This is a genomic window from Pseudoxanthomonas sp. (assembly GCF_051953815.1).
GTDB lineage: Bacteria > Pseudomonadota > Gammaproteobacteria > Xanthomonadales > Xanthomonadaceae > Pseudoxanthomonas_A.
On the sequence record NZ_JBQCIJ010000021.1, the window covers coordinates 1 to 16,696 of the forward strand.

Annotated in this window: 15 protein-coding genes and 1 pseudogene; 4 read left to right on the forward strand and 12 right to left on the reverse strand. The window is 67.9% G+C overall.

Annotation, left to right across the window (positions count from 1 at the left end; translation table 11 throughout):
- Nucleotides 1–292, reverse strand: a pseudogene (locus ACTHN1_RS05255) (aminoglycoside phosphotransferase); the annotation flags it as partial.
- A 68-nt stretch (nt 293–360) separates the two neighbouring features.
- Between ACTHN1_RS05255 and ACTHN1_RS05260 the strand changes: the two are divergent.
- Nucleotides 361–1,767 (forward strand): mannose-1-phosphate guanylyltransferase/mannose-6-phosphate isomerase, encoded by a 1,407-nt coding sequence (locus tag ACTHN1_RS05260; RefSeq protein WP_440469907.1) that lies wholly within the window; start codon nt 361–363, stop codon nt 1,765–1,767.
- Nucleotides 1,768–1,770: 3 nt separating this feature from the next.
- Nucleotides 1,771–3,369, forward strand: a complete 1,599-nt coding sequence (locus ACTHN1_RS05265) for a winged helix-turn-helix domain-containing protein (protein ID WP_440469908.1) — start codon at nt 1,771–1,773, stop codon at nt 3,367–3,369.
- Here the strand turns inward: ACTHN1_RS05265 and ACTHN1_RS05270 are convergent.
- The 3 genes from ACTHN1_RS05270 to ACTHN1_RS05280 all read right to left on the reverse strand — a co-directional run bounded on the left by ACTHN1_RS05270 (nt 3,353) and on the right by ACTHN1_RS05280 (nt 6,566).
- A complete protein-coding gene (locus ACTHN1_RS05270; RefSeq protein WP_440469909.1) occupies nt 3,353–4,486 on the reverse strand; it encodes a serine hydrolase domain-containing protein in 1,134 nt (377 codons plus the stop codon). The two genes, ACTHN1_RS05265 and ACTHN1_RS05270, sit on opposite strands and share 17 nt — an antisense overlap.
- 152 nt (nt 4,487–4,638) lie before the next feature.
- Nucleotides 4,639–4,908 (reverse strand): GlsB/YeaQ/YmgE family stress response membrane protein, encoded by a 270-nt coding sequence (locus tag ACTHN1_RS05275; protein ID WP_440469910.1) that lies wholly within the window; start codon nt 4,906–4,908, stop codon nt 4,639–4,641.
- A gap of 167 nt (nt 4,909–5,075) precedes the next feature.
- Nucleotides 5,076–6,566, reverse strand: coding sequence for a M20 family metallopeptidase (locus tag ACTHN1_RS05280; RefSeq protein WP_440469911.1), 1,491 nt, complete (start codon nt 6,564–6,566; stop codon nt 5,076–5,078).
- Nucleotides 6,567–6,808: 242 nt separating this feature from the next.
- On the opposite strand from ACTHN1_RS05280, the gene ACTHN1_RS05285 reads away from it, so the two are divergent.
- Together ACTHN1_RS05285 and ACTHN1_RS05290 are read left to right on the forward strand one after the other, a co-directional pair.
- On the forward strand, nt 6,809–7,141 hold the full coding sequence (locus ACTHN1_RS05285; protein WP_440469912.1) for a ComEA family DNA-binding protein: 333 nt from the start codon (nt 6,809–6,811) through the stop codon (nt 7,139–7,141).
- Between the two features lie 272 nt (nt 7,142–7,413).
- Nucleotides 7,414–8,019 (forward strand): HutD/Ves family protein, encoded by a 606-nt coding sequence (locus ACTHN1_RS05290; protein ID WP_440469913.1) that lies wholly within the window; start codon nt 7,414–7,416, stop codon nt 8,017–8,019.
- Here ACTHN1_RS05290 and ACTHN1_RS05295 read toward each other — a convergent pair.
- The 8 genes from ACTHN1_RS05295 to ACTHN1_RS05330 form a co-directional block, all read right to left on the reverse strand.
- Nucleotides 8,013–9,644 carry a sulfite reductase subunit alpha gene (locus ACTHN1_RS05295; protein ID WP_440469914.1) on the reverse strand — a complete coding sequence of 544 codons (1,632 nt, stop codon included), beginning with the start codon at nt 9,642–9,644 and terminating at the stop codon, nt 8,013–8,015. The two genes, ACTHN1_RS05290 and ACTHN1_RS05295, sit on opposite strands and share 7 nt — an antisense overlap.
- Nucleotides 9,641–10,627, reverse strand: a complete 987-nt coding sequence (locus ACTHN1_RS05300; RefSeq protein WP_440469915.1) for an FAD:protein FMN transferase — start codon at nt 10,625–10,627, stop codon at nt 9,641–9,643. The genes ACTHN1_RS05295 and ACTHN1_RS05300 overlap by 4 nt, the downstream gene beginning before the upstream one ends.
- 40 nt (nt 10,628–10,667) lie before the next feature.
- On the reverse strand, nt 10,668–11,474 hold the full coding sequence (locus ACTHN1_RS05305; RefSeq protein WP_440469916.1) for a DUF4198 domain-containing protein: 807 nt from the start codon (nt 11,472–11,474) through the stop codon (nt 10,668–10,670).
- A gap of 61 nt (nt 11,475–11,535) precedes the next feature.
- Nucleotides 11,536–12,054, reverse strand: coding sequence for a DUF2271 domain-containing protein (locus tag ACTHN1_RS05310; protein ID WP_440469937.1), 519 nt, complete (start codon nt 12,052–12,054; stop codon nt 11,536–11,538).
- Between the two features lie 34 nt (nt 12,055–12,088).
- Entirely contained in the window at nt 12,089–12,730 is a 642-nt protein-coding gene (locus tag ACTHN1_RS05315; RefSeq protein ID WP_440469917.1) for a PepSY-associated TM helix domain-containing protein, read from the reverse strand.
- 105 nt (nt 12,731–12,835) lie between these two features.
- The gene (locus ACTHN1_RS05320) at nt 12,836–15,262 is read right to left on the reverse strand and encodes a TonB-dependent receptor domain-containing protein (protein ID WP_440469918.1); all 2,427 of its coding nucleotides are present in this window, start codon (nt 15,260–15,262) and stop codon (nt 12,836–12,838) included.
- Between the two features lie 140 nt (nt 15,263–15,402).
- On the reverse strand, nt 15,403–15,801 hold the full coding sequence (locus ACTHN1_RS05325; RefSeq protein ID WP_440469919.1) for a hypothetical protein: 399 nt from the start codon (nt 15,799–15,801) through the stop codon (nt 15,403–15,405).
- Nucleotides 15,802–15,961: 160 nt separating this feature from the next.
- The gene (locus tag ACTHN1_RS05330; RefSeq protein ID WP_440469920.1) at nt 15,962–16,651 is read right to left on the reverse strand and encodes a Fe2+-dependent dioxygenase; all 690 of its coding nucleotides are present in this window, start codon (nt 16,649–16,651) and stop codon (nt 15,962–15,964) included.
- Nucleotides 16,652–16,696: the final 45 nt, after the last annotated feature.

Consider the following 16,696-nt stretch of genomic DNA (forward strand, 5'->3'; position numbering starts at 1 on the left):
GGAAGCCGGCGTCGACATCGCGCGCCAGCACGCGCGGCACGCGCACGCCGCCGGCCTCGAGCAGGTCGCGGATGCGCAGCCACGGCCGCACGTCCTCGCGCTCGGGCGGCGAGTCCATGACGATGCGCGACACGCCTGCGCCTGCGCTGCGCCAGTAGCTGCGGAAGCCGGCGTCCATGGATGCGCGCTCGAGCGTCGCCGCCGCGTCGCCGAGCGCCTGCCGGGTCCAGTCGAGGCGCGCCTTCGCGCGCTGGGCGTCGGCGCCGGGCGGTGCCGGATCGGAGGGCGTCATCGTGGCTCCAGGGCCGGGAAGGCGGCGCGCACAGGGTAAACTGCCGGCCTGTTCGCCGGGAGGTGCGCGTGACGGATCTGCAACCGGTGCTGCTGTCGGGCGGTTCGGGGACGCGGCTGTGGCCGCTGTCGCGCGAGGCCTATCCGAAGCAGTTCCTGCCACTGGCCGGCGACCGCACCATGGTCCAGGACACCTGGCTGCGGATCGCGCCGCTGGCCGGCGCCCGTCCGATCGTGGTGGCCAACGAGGAGCACCGTTTCCTGGTCGCCGAGCAACTGCGCCAGGTCGGCGCACCGGCGCCGCACATCCTGCTAGAACCCGTGGGCCGCAACACCGCGCCGGCGATTGCCGCCGCAGCCCTGCAGGCCATGGCCGACGGGAGCGATCCGATCCTGCTGGTGCTGCCGTCCGATCACGTCGTGCGCGATGCCGAGGGATTCCGGCGCGCGGTGCAGGCGGCGATGCCGGCCGCAGAAGCCGGCGCGCTGGTGACCTTCGGCATCGTGCCCGATGCGCCGGAAACCGGCTTCGGCTACATCCAGGCAGAAGCGGGCGAAGGCCTGCGCAAAGTGTCGCGCTTCGTGGAAAAACCCGACGCCGCCACCGCGCAGTCCTATCTCGACGCCGGCGGCTATTACTGGAACAGCGGCATGTTCCTGTTCCGCGCCAGCCGCTACCTGGAGGAACTGGAGCGGTTCCGCCCCGATATCGTCGCCGCGGTGCGCGGCGCCTTCGCCGGCGCCCACAGCGACGGCGACTTCGTGCGCCTGGACAAGGATGCCTTCGCCGCCAGTCCCGCCGACTCCATCGACTATGCGGTGATGGAAAAGACCGGGCACGCGATGGTGTTGCCGGTGGACATCGGCTGGAACGACGTCGGCAGCTGGTCGGCGCTGTGGGAAGTCGGCGAGCGCGATGCGGACGGCAATGCCCATCATGGCGATGTCATCGCCGTGGATACCCGCAACAGCTATGCCTACGCGCAGCGGCTGGTCGCGCTGGTGGGCGTGGACGACATCGTGGTGGTGGAGACCGACGATGCGGTGCTGGTGGCGCGCAAGGATCGCGTGCAGGAAGTGAAGCAGGTGGTGGCCCGGTTGAAGGACAGCCAGCGCAGCCAGGCGGTCCTGCACCGCGAAGTGCACCGGCCCTGGGGCAGTTACGACTCGGTGGACATGGGCGTGCGCCACCAGGTCAAGCGGATCAAGGTCAAGCCCGGCGCCAAGCTGTCGCTGCAATCGCATGCGCATCGCGCCGAGCACTGGATCGTGGTCAAGGGCGTGGCGCGGGTCACCCGCGACAACGACGTGTTCGAACTGTACGAGAACCAGTCCACCTACATTCCCATCGGCGCCAAGCATCGGCTGGAGAATCCCGGCAAGGAGCCGCTGGAGTTGATCGAGGTGCAGTCCGGCGACTATCTGGGCGAGGACGACATCGTCCGCTACTCGGACATCTACGGACGCAGCGAGTAAGCGGTGGGCGACGCGGTGCGCTTCGGGCTTGAGGATCTGTCGATCGACCTGGAGCGCCAGCGCGTCGAACGCGACGGCGTGCCGCTCAACGTGGCCGGCCTGAGCTTCCAGCTGCTGCGCTATCTGCTGCTGCAAGGCAACCGGGTGGTGGGCTTCGATGAGCTCATCGAGCAGGTGTGGGCGCCCGCCGTCGTCAACGAGGAAACCGTGACCCAGCGGGTCAAGCTGTTGCGGCAGGCGCTGGGGGACGACGGCAGGCAGCCGCGCTATCTGCGCTCGGTGCGCGGGCAGGGCTATCAGCTGTGCGCGCCGCCCCGGCCGCTGCCGGATGCCGGGGAAGCCGGCGACGCGCCCGCGCCAATTCAGCCCGCACGGCGCATGCCGATCGCCTGGTGGTCGGGAGCGGGCGTGTTGCTCGCTTTCGCCGTCGTGTGGGCGTGGACCTACAGAAGAACGGATGCGGGCAAGACGGATCCATCCGCCGTCGTGGCGCCCGCCGATGATCTGGTCCAGCGGGCGTCCTATTACGCCGGCATTGGCCAGCGCGACAACAACGAGCGCGCCATCGATCTCTATCAACGCGCCCTGCGGGAGCGCCCGGACGATGTCGAGGCGCGGATCGGTCTCAGCCGCGCCTACAGCGCGCGGGTCTGCCTGTTCAATTTCCCGCCCGAATGGGCGGTGCGCGCGCAGCAACTGGCGGAACAGGTCATCACGGGTCATCCGCGACTGTCATCGGCGCACGCCGCGCTGGGTTATGCGCATGACTGCCGCGGTCGCATCGACGAGGCGCTGGCCGGCTACGAGCGCGCGGTGGCGCTGGATCCGGCCGCCGACGGCAGCCGGGCCTCGGCGGCCTATCTGTACGATCGCAAGGGCCGCCTGGCCGACGCGCTGATCGCCAACACGTCGCTGCGGGGCGATCCGGCGCGGGTGCGCTATCTCCAGTTGCAGATCGCCAACAATCTGGATCTGCTCGGCTACCCGCTGGCGGCCGAGGCGCGCTACCGGCGCAGTTTCGAGCTGTATCCGGACAATGTGTTTTCCAACATCGCCTGGCCGCGCTACCTGTTCCGCCACGGACGCCCGAGCGAGGCGCAGGCGGCGTTAGACGAAGCGAAGAAGCGCGGCACGGCGCATATCGACTTGCAACTGCTGGACGCGGAACTGGCCCGCCTGCGCGGCGATGGCCCGGCTTCCGCGCGCGCCTATCTGGATGCGGTCGCGTTGCGGCCGCAGGCCAGCCTGCCGAGCACGCTGGCGCGCATCGATGCCGGCAACGTGGACGTGGCCTGGGCGCGCGCGCGCGCCGAAGGCCTGACCACCGAACTGGCGGCCGGCGCCGGCTATCCCTCCGATTGGCTGGAGGTGGCGCTGTTACACGAGGCGGCGGGTGATCGCGCCGCGGCGCTGGCCTCGATCCAGCGAGCGATTGAAGCCGGCTACAGCGACGCCGACTATCTGCGCGTGTCACCCCTGTTCCGCGCGCTGGCCACCGAGCCGGCGTTCGTGCGCGGGCTCGATGCCATCAACCGTCACAACGCCGGCGAGCGCGCGAAGGTTCCCGCGTCGTTGCTGGCGAAACTCACGGCATCGCCGTGAGCAGGTAGTCGCCGAACATCCGCTGCGATTGCGGGTGCACGTCGCGCTGGTTGTAGGAGGTACGGGTGATCACCGCCACCAGCTTCCGCTCCGGCACCATGAACACGTAGTTGCCGCCATTGCCCGACATCGCCCAGGCGGCTTGTTCACGACCATCGCCGCCGAAGCGGAAGCGCCAGAACTGATAGCCGTAGTCGGCGTCCTCGCGTGCCTGCGCGTGGACAGTCAGGGCCTGGCGGATCCAGCCGGCGGACAGGACGCGCTTGCCCCGCCAGGTTCCTTCGTTCACGACCAGTTGGCCCAGCTTGGCGAGGTCGCGGCTGCGATAACGGGTCCCGCCGCCGCCCATGCCGACGCCTTCGCTGGAGCGGTTCCATTGCGCCTGGGTGATGCCCAGCGGGCCTTCCAGCGCTTCGCCGGCGAATTCCCGCAATGGCTTGCCGCTGGCGCGTTCCACCAGCGCGCCGAGCAGGAAGCTGCCGGCGGTGCAGTACGAGAAGGTGCGCCCGTGCGGGCTGTCCTCGGGGCGCTTCACCCACGGCGCGTATCCGCGCAGCGGCAGGTCCAGCGCGAACCGGGTCCAGTTCTCGCTGACGTACATGCGTTCCTCGTTGCCGGACGAGAACGGATTGTCGTCGTCGCAGTCCCACGCCGAACTCATGGTCAGCAGGTCCTCGACGGTGATGGCCCGCTTGCGCGCGCCGTCGTGCTGCCAGGGCGCCAGGTCGCGGAAAAGGTCGTATACGCGGGCCCGCGCATCCGGAATCAGGCCACGATCGATGGCGGCGCCGACCAGCAGCGCGGTCACGCTCTTGGTGGCCGAACGGGTGTCGTTGAGCACCTCCGGTCCGCCGCCGTTGAAGTAGCGCTCGTACAGCAGGTGCCCGTCCTGGACCACCAGCACGCTGGTGACTCCGGGAAAATCACCGCGGGCGATCGCCGTTTCCAGCGCCGCGAAGCGTTCCAGCTTCCAGCCCGCGCGACCGGCGTCGGCGACGTCCCAGCCATCGGAACGGGGGGACGGAGGTTGATAGGCGGAAGGCGCCTGCGCCTGCGTGCGGGCGGGCGCCAGCAGGGCGAGGCAGGACAGCAGGATCAGGCGGGGCAGGGCATGCATCGTTCGACTCCAGGGAAGGGAGCCGGAATTGCACGATCCGCGCGACTGAAGTGCCGGAAAGCCGAATGAAGAATCATGAAGGCGAACGGTTTTCGCGGTCCGAGCGAAAAAAAAGCCCCGCGTGCGCGGGGCTTTTTCGACGGAACCGGGCGTCAGGTCTTCTTCTTTTTCGCCAGGCCGTAGATGAACAACAGGATGATGGCGCCGACCACCGAAGCGATGAAGCCGGCCGGTTCCTCCGGGCCGTACCAGCCCAGCGCGCCACCGACGAACCGGGCCAGCAGCGCGCCGGCGACGCCCAGCACGATCGTCCAGATGATGTTGAGTTTGTCGTCGCCGGGTTTGAGCGCCCGCGCCAGCAGGCCGGCCAGGAAGCCGATGAGCAGGGTCCACAGGATGCCGCCACCAAAGATCTGTTCCATCTGAACACTCCGGTCGGAAAAAGTGGGGGGTGCGGGCAGCGTAACCCAAGCCGCCGCCGGCGCGCATCCGGCCCTTCGTCCCGGGGGCGTCGCAGTCCCTTCCAGGGCCGGGAAACGAAAAGAGCCGGGCAAGCCCGGCTCTTTTCCGCGTTGCCTGTCGGTGGGGCTCAGCAGCAGCCGTGATCGCCGTGCTGTTCGCCGCCGGCGACCGCCGCCACGCCGGTGGTCTCGCCACGCAGGCTCGCCGCATGGTGCTCGGCGATGACCCGGGCCACGCAGGCGGTGACCTTCTTGCCCATCGGGATGTGCAGGAATTCGTTGGGGCCGTGCGCATTGGAATGCGGCCCCAGCACGCCGGTGATCATGAACTGCGCGCCGGGGAACTTCTCGCCGAGCATGCCCATGAACGGAATCGTGCCGCCTTCGCCCATGTACATCGCCGGGGCGCCGAAGAACTCGCGGCTGGACGCGTCGATTGCCTTCTCCAGCCAGGGCGACATCGCCGGGGCGTTCCAGCCGGTGCTGGCCTTCTCCAGATCCAGGCTGACCTGCGCGCCGTTCGGCGGATCCTTCAGCAGCAGATCCTTCAGCAGCTCGCCCGCGCGCTTGCCGTCCAGGGTGGGCGGCAGGCGCAGCGACAGCTTGACCGAGGTATGCGGACGCAGCACGTTGCCGGCCGAGGACAGTGGCGGCATGCCGTCCACGCCGGTCACCGACAGCGCCGGCCGCCAGGTGCGGTTGAGCACCAGTTCGGTCAGATCCTCGGCCATCGGGGTCATCCCGGGCAGGAACGGGAACTTGTCGAACACCGCCGTATCCAGCACCCGCGCGGCTTCCTGCGCCTGGGCCAGGCGGTCGGCGGGAATCTCGACCTGCAGGCCCTCCGGCAGGATGTGGCCGCTGTTCTCGTCCTCCAGCCGCGACAGCAGCTGGCGCAGCAGGCGGAAGCTGGACGGCACCACGCCGGAGGCGTCGCCGGAATGCACGCCTTCCTCCAGCACCTTGACCGTGAAGTTGCCGCCGGCCAGGCCGCGCAGGGAGGTCGTGCACCACAACTGCTCGTAGTTGCCGCAACCCGAGTCCAGGCACACCACCAGCGACGGCTTGCCGATGCGGTCGGACAGGTGATCGACGTAGGCGGGCAGGTCGTAGCTGCCGGATTCCTCGCAGGCCTCGATCAGGACCACGCAGCGCGCGTGCGGCACGCCCTGTTCCTGCAGGGCCTGGAGGGCGGCCAGCGAGCCGAAAATGGCGTAGCCGTCGTCGGCGCCACCGCGACCGTACAGGCGATCGCCCTTCAGGACCGGCGTCCACGGCCCGAGGTCGGCATCCCAGCCGGTCATCTCCGGCTGCTTGTCCAGGTGCCCGTACAGCAACACCGTGTCGGCGCCGGTCTCCGGACCGGAGGCCGGGATCTCGATGAAAATCAGCGGGGTACGCCCTTCCAGGCGGACCACCTCGACCTGCATGCCGGGAATCTTCTGGGCGCGCGCCCAGGTTTCCATCAGCTGGACCGCGGCTTCCATGTATCCATTGGCCACCCAGTCCTTGTCGAACATGGGCGACTTGTTCGGGATGCGGATGTATTCGACCAGTTGCGGAACGATGTCGTCGTCCCATTTGGCGGCGACATAGCGGTCGACTTTGGCGGTGTCCATGGGGTCTCCAGCAGGTACGGAATCAGTCGTCCATTCTACGCCCCCTCGCGGGGTAGGAAATTTCCTACACGATGCTGCGGGGTTTCCCGGCAGCTTTTGACAGTCCCCGGCGATATGTTTTGCGTCAGTGGCGGATGAGACTGTTTCCGCCGGCAGACGAAGCGATTCGGGGCCGGCAGGAGCCACAGGGGAAATACCTCTGTACGAAAGGAATCACCCATTTGCCACAAGGAGAGTTGCCCATGAAATCGCTGACCACCGTGTTGAAGTCGGTCGCGCTGTCGCTGGTTCTGGCCCTGAGTGCCCATGCCGCCGACAAGGTGAACATCAACACCGCGGACGCGGCCACGCTGCAGACGGTCCTGATCGGGATCGGCCAGGCGAAGGCGGAAGCCATCATCGAGTACCGCAAGACCAACGGCCCGTTCAAGAGCGCCGAGGAACTCGCGATGGTCAAGGGCATCGGCTTGAAGACGGTGGAGCGCAACCGCGAACGGATCGAATTGCGCTCTTCCGCCGAGCCGGTTGCCAAACCGGCGGCGGCTGCCCGCCCGGCGCCGGTGACACGGCGCTGACGGAGGCCTGAAAACCCATGCCGTGGTTGCTGCAGGATGCAGACGGACCCGGCTGACGGGGCAGGAAGCCAGGGGACAGGCACGGACGCCGACAAGGATGTACCTATTTCGCATCAGCGTGCAGGACGCACGGGAACAGGAGCAGGCAGGACGCCTGTGATCGGCAGGAGCCGACAAGGACGTATCCATCGCCCGGACCCGCAGGAAGCGTGTCCGGGCGATGCTTTTTGGGGACGCTAGAATCTCCCCCGGATCCTTGTCGAAGCAGAACCGTGTCCCAGGCGCGCATCATTCCTGCCAACGAATATCTCCGGACCCGCTGGAAGAACGGCCAGGGCTGGACCCGCGAGATCCTGCGCGTACCCGAGCAGGATGGCTGGGACTGGCGCGTGTCCATCGCCGAGATCGAACAGGACGCGGCGTTCTCGTCTTTTCCGGGCATCGACCGCGAGTTGATCCTGTTGCAGGGCAACGGGGTGCGGCTGGAATTCGCCGACGGCGAGCAGGTTGAACTGGAACCGCCGCACGGCCGGATCCGCTTTGCGGGCGAGCGCGAAGTGGTGGGGAAGCTGCGGGACGGCACCACCCATGATTTCAACCTGATGTGGCGGCGGGACGTGGTGGAAGCCGAGTTGCTGCATCGCCCGCTGGTGGGCCCGATGCTGTTCTTCGTGGATGCCGACACTACCTGGGTCATCCATCTGCTGGCCGGCCAGGCGCGATTCGAGGCCGACACGGACCTGGCGCCGATATTCGCGGGCGATACCGCGCTGTTGCCGGCGCAGCCGGGGCGTCATCGGTTTGCGTTGCAGGGCGGCGGTGAACTGTTGGCCGCCCGCATCACGCCGGTGAAGCGGGCAGACATCGCGGATCAATAGACGTCGCGGCGGTAGCGGCCATCCAGCCGCAGTTGTTCGAGCAGTTCGGCGCCCAGGATGTCCTGCAAGGCGGCATCCACACCCGGCGCCATGCCTTCCAGGCTGCCGCAGACATAGATGGCCGCGCCCTCATCCACCCATTGCCGCAGTTCCGCGCCGGCGTCGCGCAGCGCGTCCTGGACATAGCGGCGTGCGGGCGGATCCCGCGAGAACGCGAGGTCCAGACGTGCAAGCGCGCCCTGTGCCTGCCACGCCTGGAGCTCTTCCTGGTGAAAGAAATCGCGCGCGGCCTGGCGCTCGCCAAATACCAGCCAGTTGCGATGCGCCGAGATCGCGACACGGTCCTTGAGATGCGCGCGCAGACCGGCGATGCCGGTGCCATTGCCGATCAGGATCAGGGGACGGTGCGCGGAAGGGGCATGGAAGTTGGCGTTCGTGCGAATGCGCAGTGAAATCGTGCCGCCCGGCGCGGCGTATTCGCACAGCCAACCGCTGCCCAGACCGGGGCTGCCGTCCGGACGCGGCATCCGCCGCACCAGCAGTTGCAGCGCTCCGTCTGCGGGAATCGAGGCAATCGAATACTCGCGATGGGGCAGCGCCGTGAACTCGCTCACCGCGCTTGCGGCGTCACGTCCGCGCAACGATGCGGGATCCGGCAGGTGGACCTGGGCCAGGACTTCGGCCAGGGATTGGGGCATGCCTTGCCACTCCACCGGGCATTGCGGATCCCAGCCGGTGGCCTGGACGAATGCTCCCACCGCGGACAACGGATTGCGTGGGCCGATCTCGGCGATGTCGCCGGCCTGCCAATCGGGCAGCGTTCCGGCCACTGGACGCAGCGCCAGGTGGAAGGCCGGCTCGCCGACGCTGCCGGGATTCAGGCAACGACGTTCGGCGAGAATCCAGTTCTCGTAGCGCGGTGTGTCCCAATCGGGCAGATCGGTGACGCCACCCAGCTGCCCCAGATGATGTTGCCAGTGGCGCAGCGCGCTCTCGTCCGCGTTGTCGACGTCGACGCGATCGAACAGGGGTTGCGCGCCATGCTGCCGCAGCCAGTCGTCTAGTTGATGGCCGAAGGCACAGAAGTGGGTGTATTCGCGATCACCCAGCGCGAGCACCGCGTAGCGCAGTCCCTGCAGCGTGGCCGGCCGCGACATCACCCGGCGGACGAAACCCAGCGCGTGATCCGGTGGATCGCCCTCGCCGGTGGTGCTGACCACGAACAGGACCCTGCCCTGGGCGAGGTCGTCGGCTTGCAGGGTATCGATGGCCTGGACATGCGCCGGCACGCCGGCGGCGAGCAGGCTCCCGGCGGTACGGGTGGCCAGAACGTGGGCGAACCCGGTCTGGCTGGCGTAAACCACCCGCAGGGTATCGGCGGACGCCGCGATCAGGGGTGCGTGTTCCCCGCGTCGTTGGCGCGCGGCCAGCCATGTCCAGGCGCCGGCATACGCCAGCAGCACCGCGCCCGCGGCGAACCAGCGGCCACTGCGCGGCGACGCGAGCCACCAGTGTTCTCCCTGGAGACCCGCCAATGCGGCGCCGGTGGCGAGCAGCGCGACGAGGACCAGGAGGTTGCCCAGTGCCGCGAAGGAAAACGGGGAAGCTTCGGACCGGGTGCTCATGGCGCCAGATAAGAAGCGAAACGGAGGCTGGCGCGCTCTTCCAGCGTGCCGCCGGCGCGGATCACGAAACGGGCGGCCAGTCCGATGCGTTCGGCAAGCCGCAGGCCGGCGTCGGCCCCCAGCACGGTCAACGCGGTGGCCCAGCCGTCCGCTTCCATCGCGGACGGCGCAAGCACGGTCACCGCGGCGCGGGTGCCGGAAACGGCCTGGCCGGTGCGCGGATCGATGGTGTGCGCATGGCGTTCGCCGTCCTGCTCGTACCAGTGCCAGCGATCCCCCGATGTGGCGACCGCCAGATCATCGAGCAGCGCGATGCGGGGAGCGAGTCCGGCGGCTTCTTCTTCTTCCGGCGAGGATTCGATCAGCACGCGCCAGTGCTCGCCGTCGGGTTTGCGGCCGTAGCCGTACAGTTCGCCGCCGACTTCCACCAGCGCGGCGCCGATGCCGCGTGCGCGCAGGCGCGCGGCCACGGCGTCGACGGCATGGCCCTTGGCGATCGCGGACAGATCCAGCTGCACGCCGCCGGGCTGCAGCAGACGGCGATTCGCGGCATCCAGCGACAACCTTCGCCAGCCCACCAGGGCGCGGGTCGATGCGCGCGTGGCGTCATCAGGCACCCTGCGTGCGCCCGCCTGGGCGCCAAAGCCCCACAGCCCGACGAGCGGACCAATGGTGGGATCGAAGGCGCCCTCGCTGGCCTCGGCGATTTCCAGCGCGCAGCGCAACACGGTGTAGAAGGCCGGTGGCAGATCCTGCGCATGCCCGGGCGCGGCGCGATTGAAACGGCTGATGTCCGAGTCCGTTTCCCAGGTGCTCATCTGGGCGATCACCTGATCCAGTTCGGCCTGGACCAGCGCATGCAAGCCATGCAGGTCCGCACGCGGCGAATCCACCAGGCGAACCGACCAGGTCGTGCCCATGGTTTCGCCATGCAAGGCGTGCAGCACCACCGGGGACGCGGGAGGGGAAAAGGAAGCGTTCATGCCATGCGGCGCGTCCACGCGGACGCGCCGGCCGCCGTCATTACTGCGGCAGGACTTCCAGCGTGGCCACGTAGCTGAGCCGGCGCTGCTTGGCCTGCGGCAGGGAGGTCTTGTCGTCCTGCGCGGTGGTTTCCAGCCAGTACATGCCGGCTTCCGGCCAGGTCACGCTGAATTCGCCGTTGGCGTCGGTGGTGACCTTGATCTCGTCCTGCGCGTTGCGATAACGGGTGCCGCCACGGGTGATTTCGAACTCCAGGCCCGCGGCCGGCTTGCCGTCCTTGAGCATGCGGAACCTGGCGGCCTCGCCGGCGAACAGATCGTTCGGGTGGGTGACCGGCACCAGTTCCAGGCCTTCGCCGGTGGTCTTGAGCGCGGTATCGTTGGGCGAACCGTTGGTCACGAAGGTTTCGATGCGGCCGACCGACTGCGACACCTGCAGGTTCTTGGCGTCCTTCGGCACTTCGGTGGCGAAGGTGGCCGGGGTGCCGCGCCAGCGCTTGGGCTTGCCGTTCTCGTCCCAACTGCCGAACAGGCCGCTGTTGACCACCGCGATGCGATAGGTGCCCTGCTGTTTCAGTTCGACGTCGAACACGGTGCGGTACTTGCCGGTGGCAAGGTTCTGCGCATCCACCTTGCTGCCGTCCGGCGCGGTGATCGCCAGGCCTTCGGTGCGCAGCGGCACATGGTTGAAGTAAAACAGGTCGTTGGACACTGCGGCGTCCACGGTGATCCACGGATTCTGGCCGGCGATCACCGTCTGCGACGGCTGCAGCCAGGCCTTGTGCGCGAACGCGCTCAGCGGCAGTGCGGACGCCAGCGCCATGGCGAGGGTCAGGGAACGCTTCATCGGTTGCTCCAGCTTTCGTTGGGAATGGGAAGGCGCGGACGCGACGGCGTCCACGCGGGGATCAGGGCTTGACGCCGAGGGTGACGACACCCAGTTCGGTGCTGCCCTGCGCCTTGCCGTTCTGCGCGGCGCCCTTGGCCGGCCAGGTGAAAGGGATCTTCAGCAGCTCGCGACCGCCCACCTCGCGCGCGGCCTCCACCACCAGCGTGTACTGGCCGGGCGCCAGTTGCGCGAGCTGCGGCTGCTTGTCGGTGAACTTCAATGCGTGCTTGCCGACCGGGCGGGTCGGGCCGGTGACGCCATCGACAGGCACTTTCAGGGTGCGTCCGGACTTGCGCCACCACTGGCGCAGATCCGGCAGCCACTTGGTGCCGTGGCCTTCGGCGGTATCGCGCTGCTGGTACCAGACCGACAGGTTGGCCGCGACTTTCTGGTCGACGCCTTCCACCCAGATGGCGACGTAGGGGCGGTGGTACTCGGCGACGTTGAGCTGCGGCACCTCGACGTTGATGTTCAGTTCGCCGGCGTACGCCGGAACGGTCAGCAGACCGCTCAGCGCGAACGTCAGGGTCAGGGACACGGTGGTCTTGGTCATGGGCGGGCTCGTGTGAAGGTCAGTGGATGAAAATCAGCGCCAGCAACAGCGGCACCACCAGGCCCAGGCCGACCATCGGCCAGGTCAGGCGGCGTTGGCGGGCATGCAGTTGCAGCAGGAACAGGCCGGTGATGCAGAACACCAGGCAGGCGACCGCGAAGATGTCCAGGAACCAGCCCCACGCGGCGCCGGCGTTGCGGCCCTTGTGCAGGTCGTTGAAGTAGGAGACCCATCCGCGATCGGTGCTTTCGTATTCCACCGCGCCGGTCTCGCGATCGATGCTCAGCCAGGCATCGGCGCCCGGGCGCGGCATCGAGAGATAGATCTCCACGTCCGACCACTCCGCCGGGCGCCGGCCGATGCCGATGGAGAACTCGTCACCCAGCCAACTGGCGATCGGCGCGGGCAGCGGCGCGTTGCCTTCCTGGCGGCTCCCCAGCTTGGCCAGCAGCGCGGCCGGAAGCTGCGCCTGCCGGTTCACCACCTGGGGCTTGGCCTCGATTCTGGAGGCATGGTTGAGGGTGATGCCGGTCGCCGCGAACAGCAGCATGCCGATGAGGCAGATCGCCGAGCTGATCCAATGCCATTGGTGCAACGTGCGCAGCCAGTAACCCCGGCGCTGCTGCTGGCTGGTGACGGACGGGGCGGGCGTTGGGCTCAAGCGGGCGGGGCGGGTCGAAAGGAAGGTGAATTAGACCACAAATGAGAATGCCTCTCAATTGAGGTGCCGGCCCGCCGGGAAGCGACGGGCCGGCCGGTTGCCGGATCAGAAGCGCAGGTTCAGCGACACCCAGAAGCTGCGGCGCTGCTCCTTGACCGCGTAATCGTCCACGCAGCTGTATTCGCTGTCGCTGATCAGCAGGCAGGACTGCGATACGAAGTCCTTGTCGAACAGGTTGTTCACGCGGGCGTTGATGGTCAGCCGCTCGGTGGCCTTCCAGCTGCCGCCCAGGTGGAACACGGTGTAGTCCTCGTAGTAGCGAACGTTCGAGGTGGTCGAGCCGTTGACCGTGGTGAGCACCGTGTCGCGATAGCGGTCGTAGCGGCCCTCGCCGATCAGCGACAGGCTCAAGGCGTCGCTGAGCTGCCAGTCGAGGCTGGCGTTGGCCATGTGCCGGGCGGGATTGCCGGCGATGGGCGTGCCCCTGGCCGCGCCGCTGGTCTGTTCGGACTTGGTGTAGGTGTAGTTGCCGCGCAGTTCCAGGTTGTCCAGCAGATCCACATGCGCCGCCAGTTCCACCCCGCGGGTTTCGGCCTCGTCGATGTTCACGCTCTGGCTGAAGGTGCTGTAGCCCAGTTCGGCCCAGCCCGGGCCCACGTCCACGCAGTATCCGCTGCCGGCCGGCGCGATCTCGCAGTTGGGGAAGCTGCCGCCGCTGGCGATCTTGTCGTCGAACCGGTTGAAGAAGCCGGTGATGTTGAAGCCGAAGCGTTCGCCCTCGTAGTAGGCGGCCAGCTCGTAGTTGGTGCTGGTCTCGGGCTTGAGGTTGGGCGAACCCACCAGCGGCAGCACGCCCTGGCCGCCGAAACCGACCACGCCGGGGAACAGCTGATCCGGGCGCGGCGTCTTGTAGCCGGTGCTGACGCCACCCTTCACCGTCCAGGCGTCGCTGGCGCTCCAGACCAGATAGGCGCGCGGACTGACGTGGCTGCCGAACACGTTGTGATCGTCGTAGCGCACGCCCACGGTGGCGGTCAGGGTGTCGGTCAAGGACCAGTTGTCCTCGGCGAACACCGACCACATCCGGTGCTTCTGCTTGACGCCGTTCCGGTAACCGCCGCCGTCCATGCCGAACACGCCGTCGGTCATGTCGGTGTCGTTGTACTGCCCGCCGACGGTCAGCTTGTGCGCGCCGAAGGTCATGTCCAGCATCGTGTCCAGCACGTAACCTTCCAGTTCCATCGTGCGCAGCGGACGCGGCAGGAACGCGGCCAGGCGCGCGCGTTCGGCGTCGTTGAGCACGCTCAGGTTGCCACTGGCCATGTTGCAACGGGCGGCCTGGCCGCGACGCGCGCAGACGTCGTTCCACAGGGTCTGCAGATCCGCGCGTTCTTCCAGGGTCAGCGGCAGCGAGCGGCCCAGGTTGTTGCTGGTGGCGCGGGTCAGGCTGGTCTGCCAGGTGCCGAAGTCGTAGCGGCCCTGGTGACTGAGCGACCATTGATCGCGCTCGTAGCGCTGCCAGGCGGTGTAGCCCACGCGCGGTTGCACCACCCGGCGGGTGACGGTTCCGCCGCCATTGGGATTGGGGACGGTGGCATTGCCGCTGCGCCACAGGCTCGCCAGGCTGTCGAGGGTGCCGGTCTGGCCCTTGCGGTTGTCGTACTTCTGGCGCGAGACGTCGTAGTCCAGCCAGAAATCGTTGTTTTCGTCGAGGCTGAAGTTCAATCGCGCGCCGGCGTTCCAGCGGGTGTTGGCGACCGCCTTGCCACCACCGCCGAAGCCCAGCGTGCGCTCCCACATCGAACCGTCCGGCAGCGGCAGCGCTTTCCATTCCGGATTCGATTCGTCGGTGTCGTACCAGCTGCCGCGCACCGCCAGGCCCAGTCGATCCTTGACCAGCGGGCCACTCAGGTAGAGGTCGGTGGTGCGTGCGTCACCGAACTGATCTTCCTGCTGGATCGTGAAGCCCTGGGTGATCGATCCATGCCATTCGGACTGGTTGCGGCGGGTGATGATGTTGATGACGCCGCCCATCGCGTCGGAGCCGTACAGCGTGGACATCGGACCGCGCACCACCTCGATGCGTTCGATCGCATCCAGCGGCGGCAGGTAGTCGAACTGGCCGCCGCCGAAGTTGTTCGGGTACAACTGGCCGACGTTGCTCTGGCGGCGGCCGTCGATCAGCACCAGGGTGTATTCGGACGGCATGCCGCGCATGCTGATGGTGGCGCGGCCGTTCTTGTCGGTGGTTTCCATGCCGACGTCGATGCCTTCCACGTCGCGCAGCGCGTCGATCAGGCTGGTGTAGGGGCGATGGCTGAGATCCTCGCGGGTAACCACGCTGATGCTGGCCGGCGCGTCGACGATCTTCTGCTCGAAGCCGGCCGCGGTGACGACCACGGTGTCGAGGGTGTTCGGACGGCTGGAACCATCCGGCAGATCCTGGGCGAGGACGGGGGCGGAAAGCGAAAGCAGCAGGCAGGCGGCAAGGCGGTTGCGGCGGAGGGACGGCGCGGGACGATACGAGGTCATGTTCATCGGAAGGCGTGCAGGTGGAGCCCGCTCCGCGCGGACGGGAGCAGGAAGCAGGGACGAATCGGGAAGGGATGCGGCGGAACGACGCGGGTGCCGCCTGGCGTGACGCGAAGCGTCAGCCGTTCAACGGGCTTGCGTCAGCAATGAAGCGCGGGTGGCGCCTGGCCGCGATGACGCTGGCGTGGCGGCGGGGGCCGGGTCGGCCACTGGTCGGAAACACGCGGTGGCCCCTGTGCCAGCGATGACTCGTCCTGAAGGACGGGCGCAACGGCATGAAGCGGGAGGAGCGATGCCGGCGCCGGCATCGGTTCGGCCTGCCGGGTGACCACCTGCATTTGAACCCGGCGCTTCTTGGCCGGCAGGTCGTCGTGATGGTCGTCTTTCGGCGCACCGTCCTCCGATGCGGACGGTTGCAGGTGGGGTTGCCAATGACCGAAGCCGTGCGGCTTGTCGCCGGTGATCGCGCCCAGGTGCACGGTGGAGAGCAGCAGGCACAACGCCGCCAGCACGGCCAGCCAAGCGGCGGTCGGACGCACCTGGCGGCGCGCCCGGCGGACCGGGTGGACAGCATGGCGGATCGCCTGGAACAGAAATTACCCCTGCGGAGATGGCCGGCCCATGCGGAGGCCGGCAAGCATGGCAAGTGTAATGAGAACTATTATCAAATGCAAATGAGAGGCAACAAAATCCGCCGGCTCACGTTTCGGCCCAGCGCCGCAGCAGGTTGTGATACACGCCGGTCAGCCGGACCAGCGCGGCGTTGTCGGCGCCGGCGCCGCGCAGCGCCTCCAGCGACGTGTCCATTTCGAACAGCAGGCGGCGACAGGCGTCGTCGCGGATCATGCTCTGCACCCAGAAGAACGAGGCCAGGCGCGCGCCACGGGTCACCGGCTGGACCTTGTGCAGGCTGCTGGAGGGATACAGCACCATGTCGCCGGCGGGCAGCTTCACTTCATGCTCGCCGTAGGTGTCGCTGACGATCAGTTCGCCACCGTCGTATTCGTCCGGCTCGCACAGGAACAACGTGCAGGACACGTCGGAGCGGATGGGCTGGCTGCGGCCTTCCGGCGTGCGGGTGAGCATCACCGAACCATCGATATGGAAGCCGTACTCGCCGCCGCCCTGGTAACGGTTGAAACGCGGCGGCACCACGCGCAGCGGCAGCGCGGCGGCGAAATACAGGGGATTGCGTTCCAGCGCGGCCAGGACCCGCTGGCCCAGCTGCTCGCGCAGCGGCGAGGCGTCCGGCAACTGCTGGTTGCGCTTGACCTGGGCGCCCTGGACGCCGACGGTCTCGCGGCCGTCGGTCCAGTCGGCCTGGTCCAGTGCCTGCCGCATCGCCGCCACTTCCTGCGGCGCCAGTACTCCGGGAATGTGCAGCAGCATGCATGGCTCCTTGAATGAAGACGGGGAGGCTGGCGCCTCCCCGTC

Excerpts from the sequence above, each read along its gene's own strand:
- ACTHN1_RS05300 (WP_440469915.1), bottom strand. The coding sequence starts at position 10,627 with ATGAACGCTTCCTTTTCCCCTCCCGCGTCCCCGGTGGTGCTGCACGCC.
- ACTHN1_RS05295 (WP_440469914.1), bottom strand. The coding sequence starts at position 9,644 with ATGAGCACCCGGTCCGAAGCTTCCCCGTTTTCCTTCGCGGCACTGGGC.
- ACTHN1_RS05320 (WP_440469918.1), bottom strand. The coding sequence starts at position 15,262 with ATGACCTCGTATCGTCCCGCGCCGTCCCTCCGCCGCAACCGCCTTGCC.
- ACTHN1_RS05270 (WP_440469909.1), bottom strand. The coding sequence starts at position 4,486 with ATGCATGCCCTGCCCCGCCTGATCCTGCTGTCCTGCCTCGCCCTGCTG.
- ACTHN1_RS05280 (WP_440469911.1), bottom strand. The coding sequence starts at position 6,566 with ATGGACACCGCCAAAGTCGACCGCTATGTCGCCGCCAAATGGGACGAC.
- ACTHN1_RS05275 (WP_440469910.1), bottom strand. The coding sequence starts at position 4,908 with ATGGAACAGATCTTTGGTGGCGGCATCCTGTGGACCCTGCTCATCGGC.
- ACTHN1_RS05285 (WP_440469912.1), top strand. The coding sequence starts at position 6,809 with ATGAAATCGCTGACCACCGTGTTGAAGTCGGTCGCGCTGTCGCTGGTT.
- ACTHN1_RS05330 (WP_440469920.1), bottom strand. The coding sequence starts at position 16,651 with ATGCTGCTGCACATTCCCGGAGTACTGGCGCCGCAGGAAGTGGCGGCG.
- ACTHN1_RS05305 (WP_440469916.1), bottom strand. The coding sequence starts at position 11,474 with ATGAAGCGTTCCCTGACCCTCGCCATGGCGCTGGCGTCCGCACTGCCG.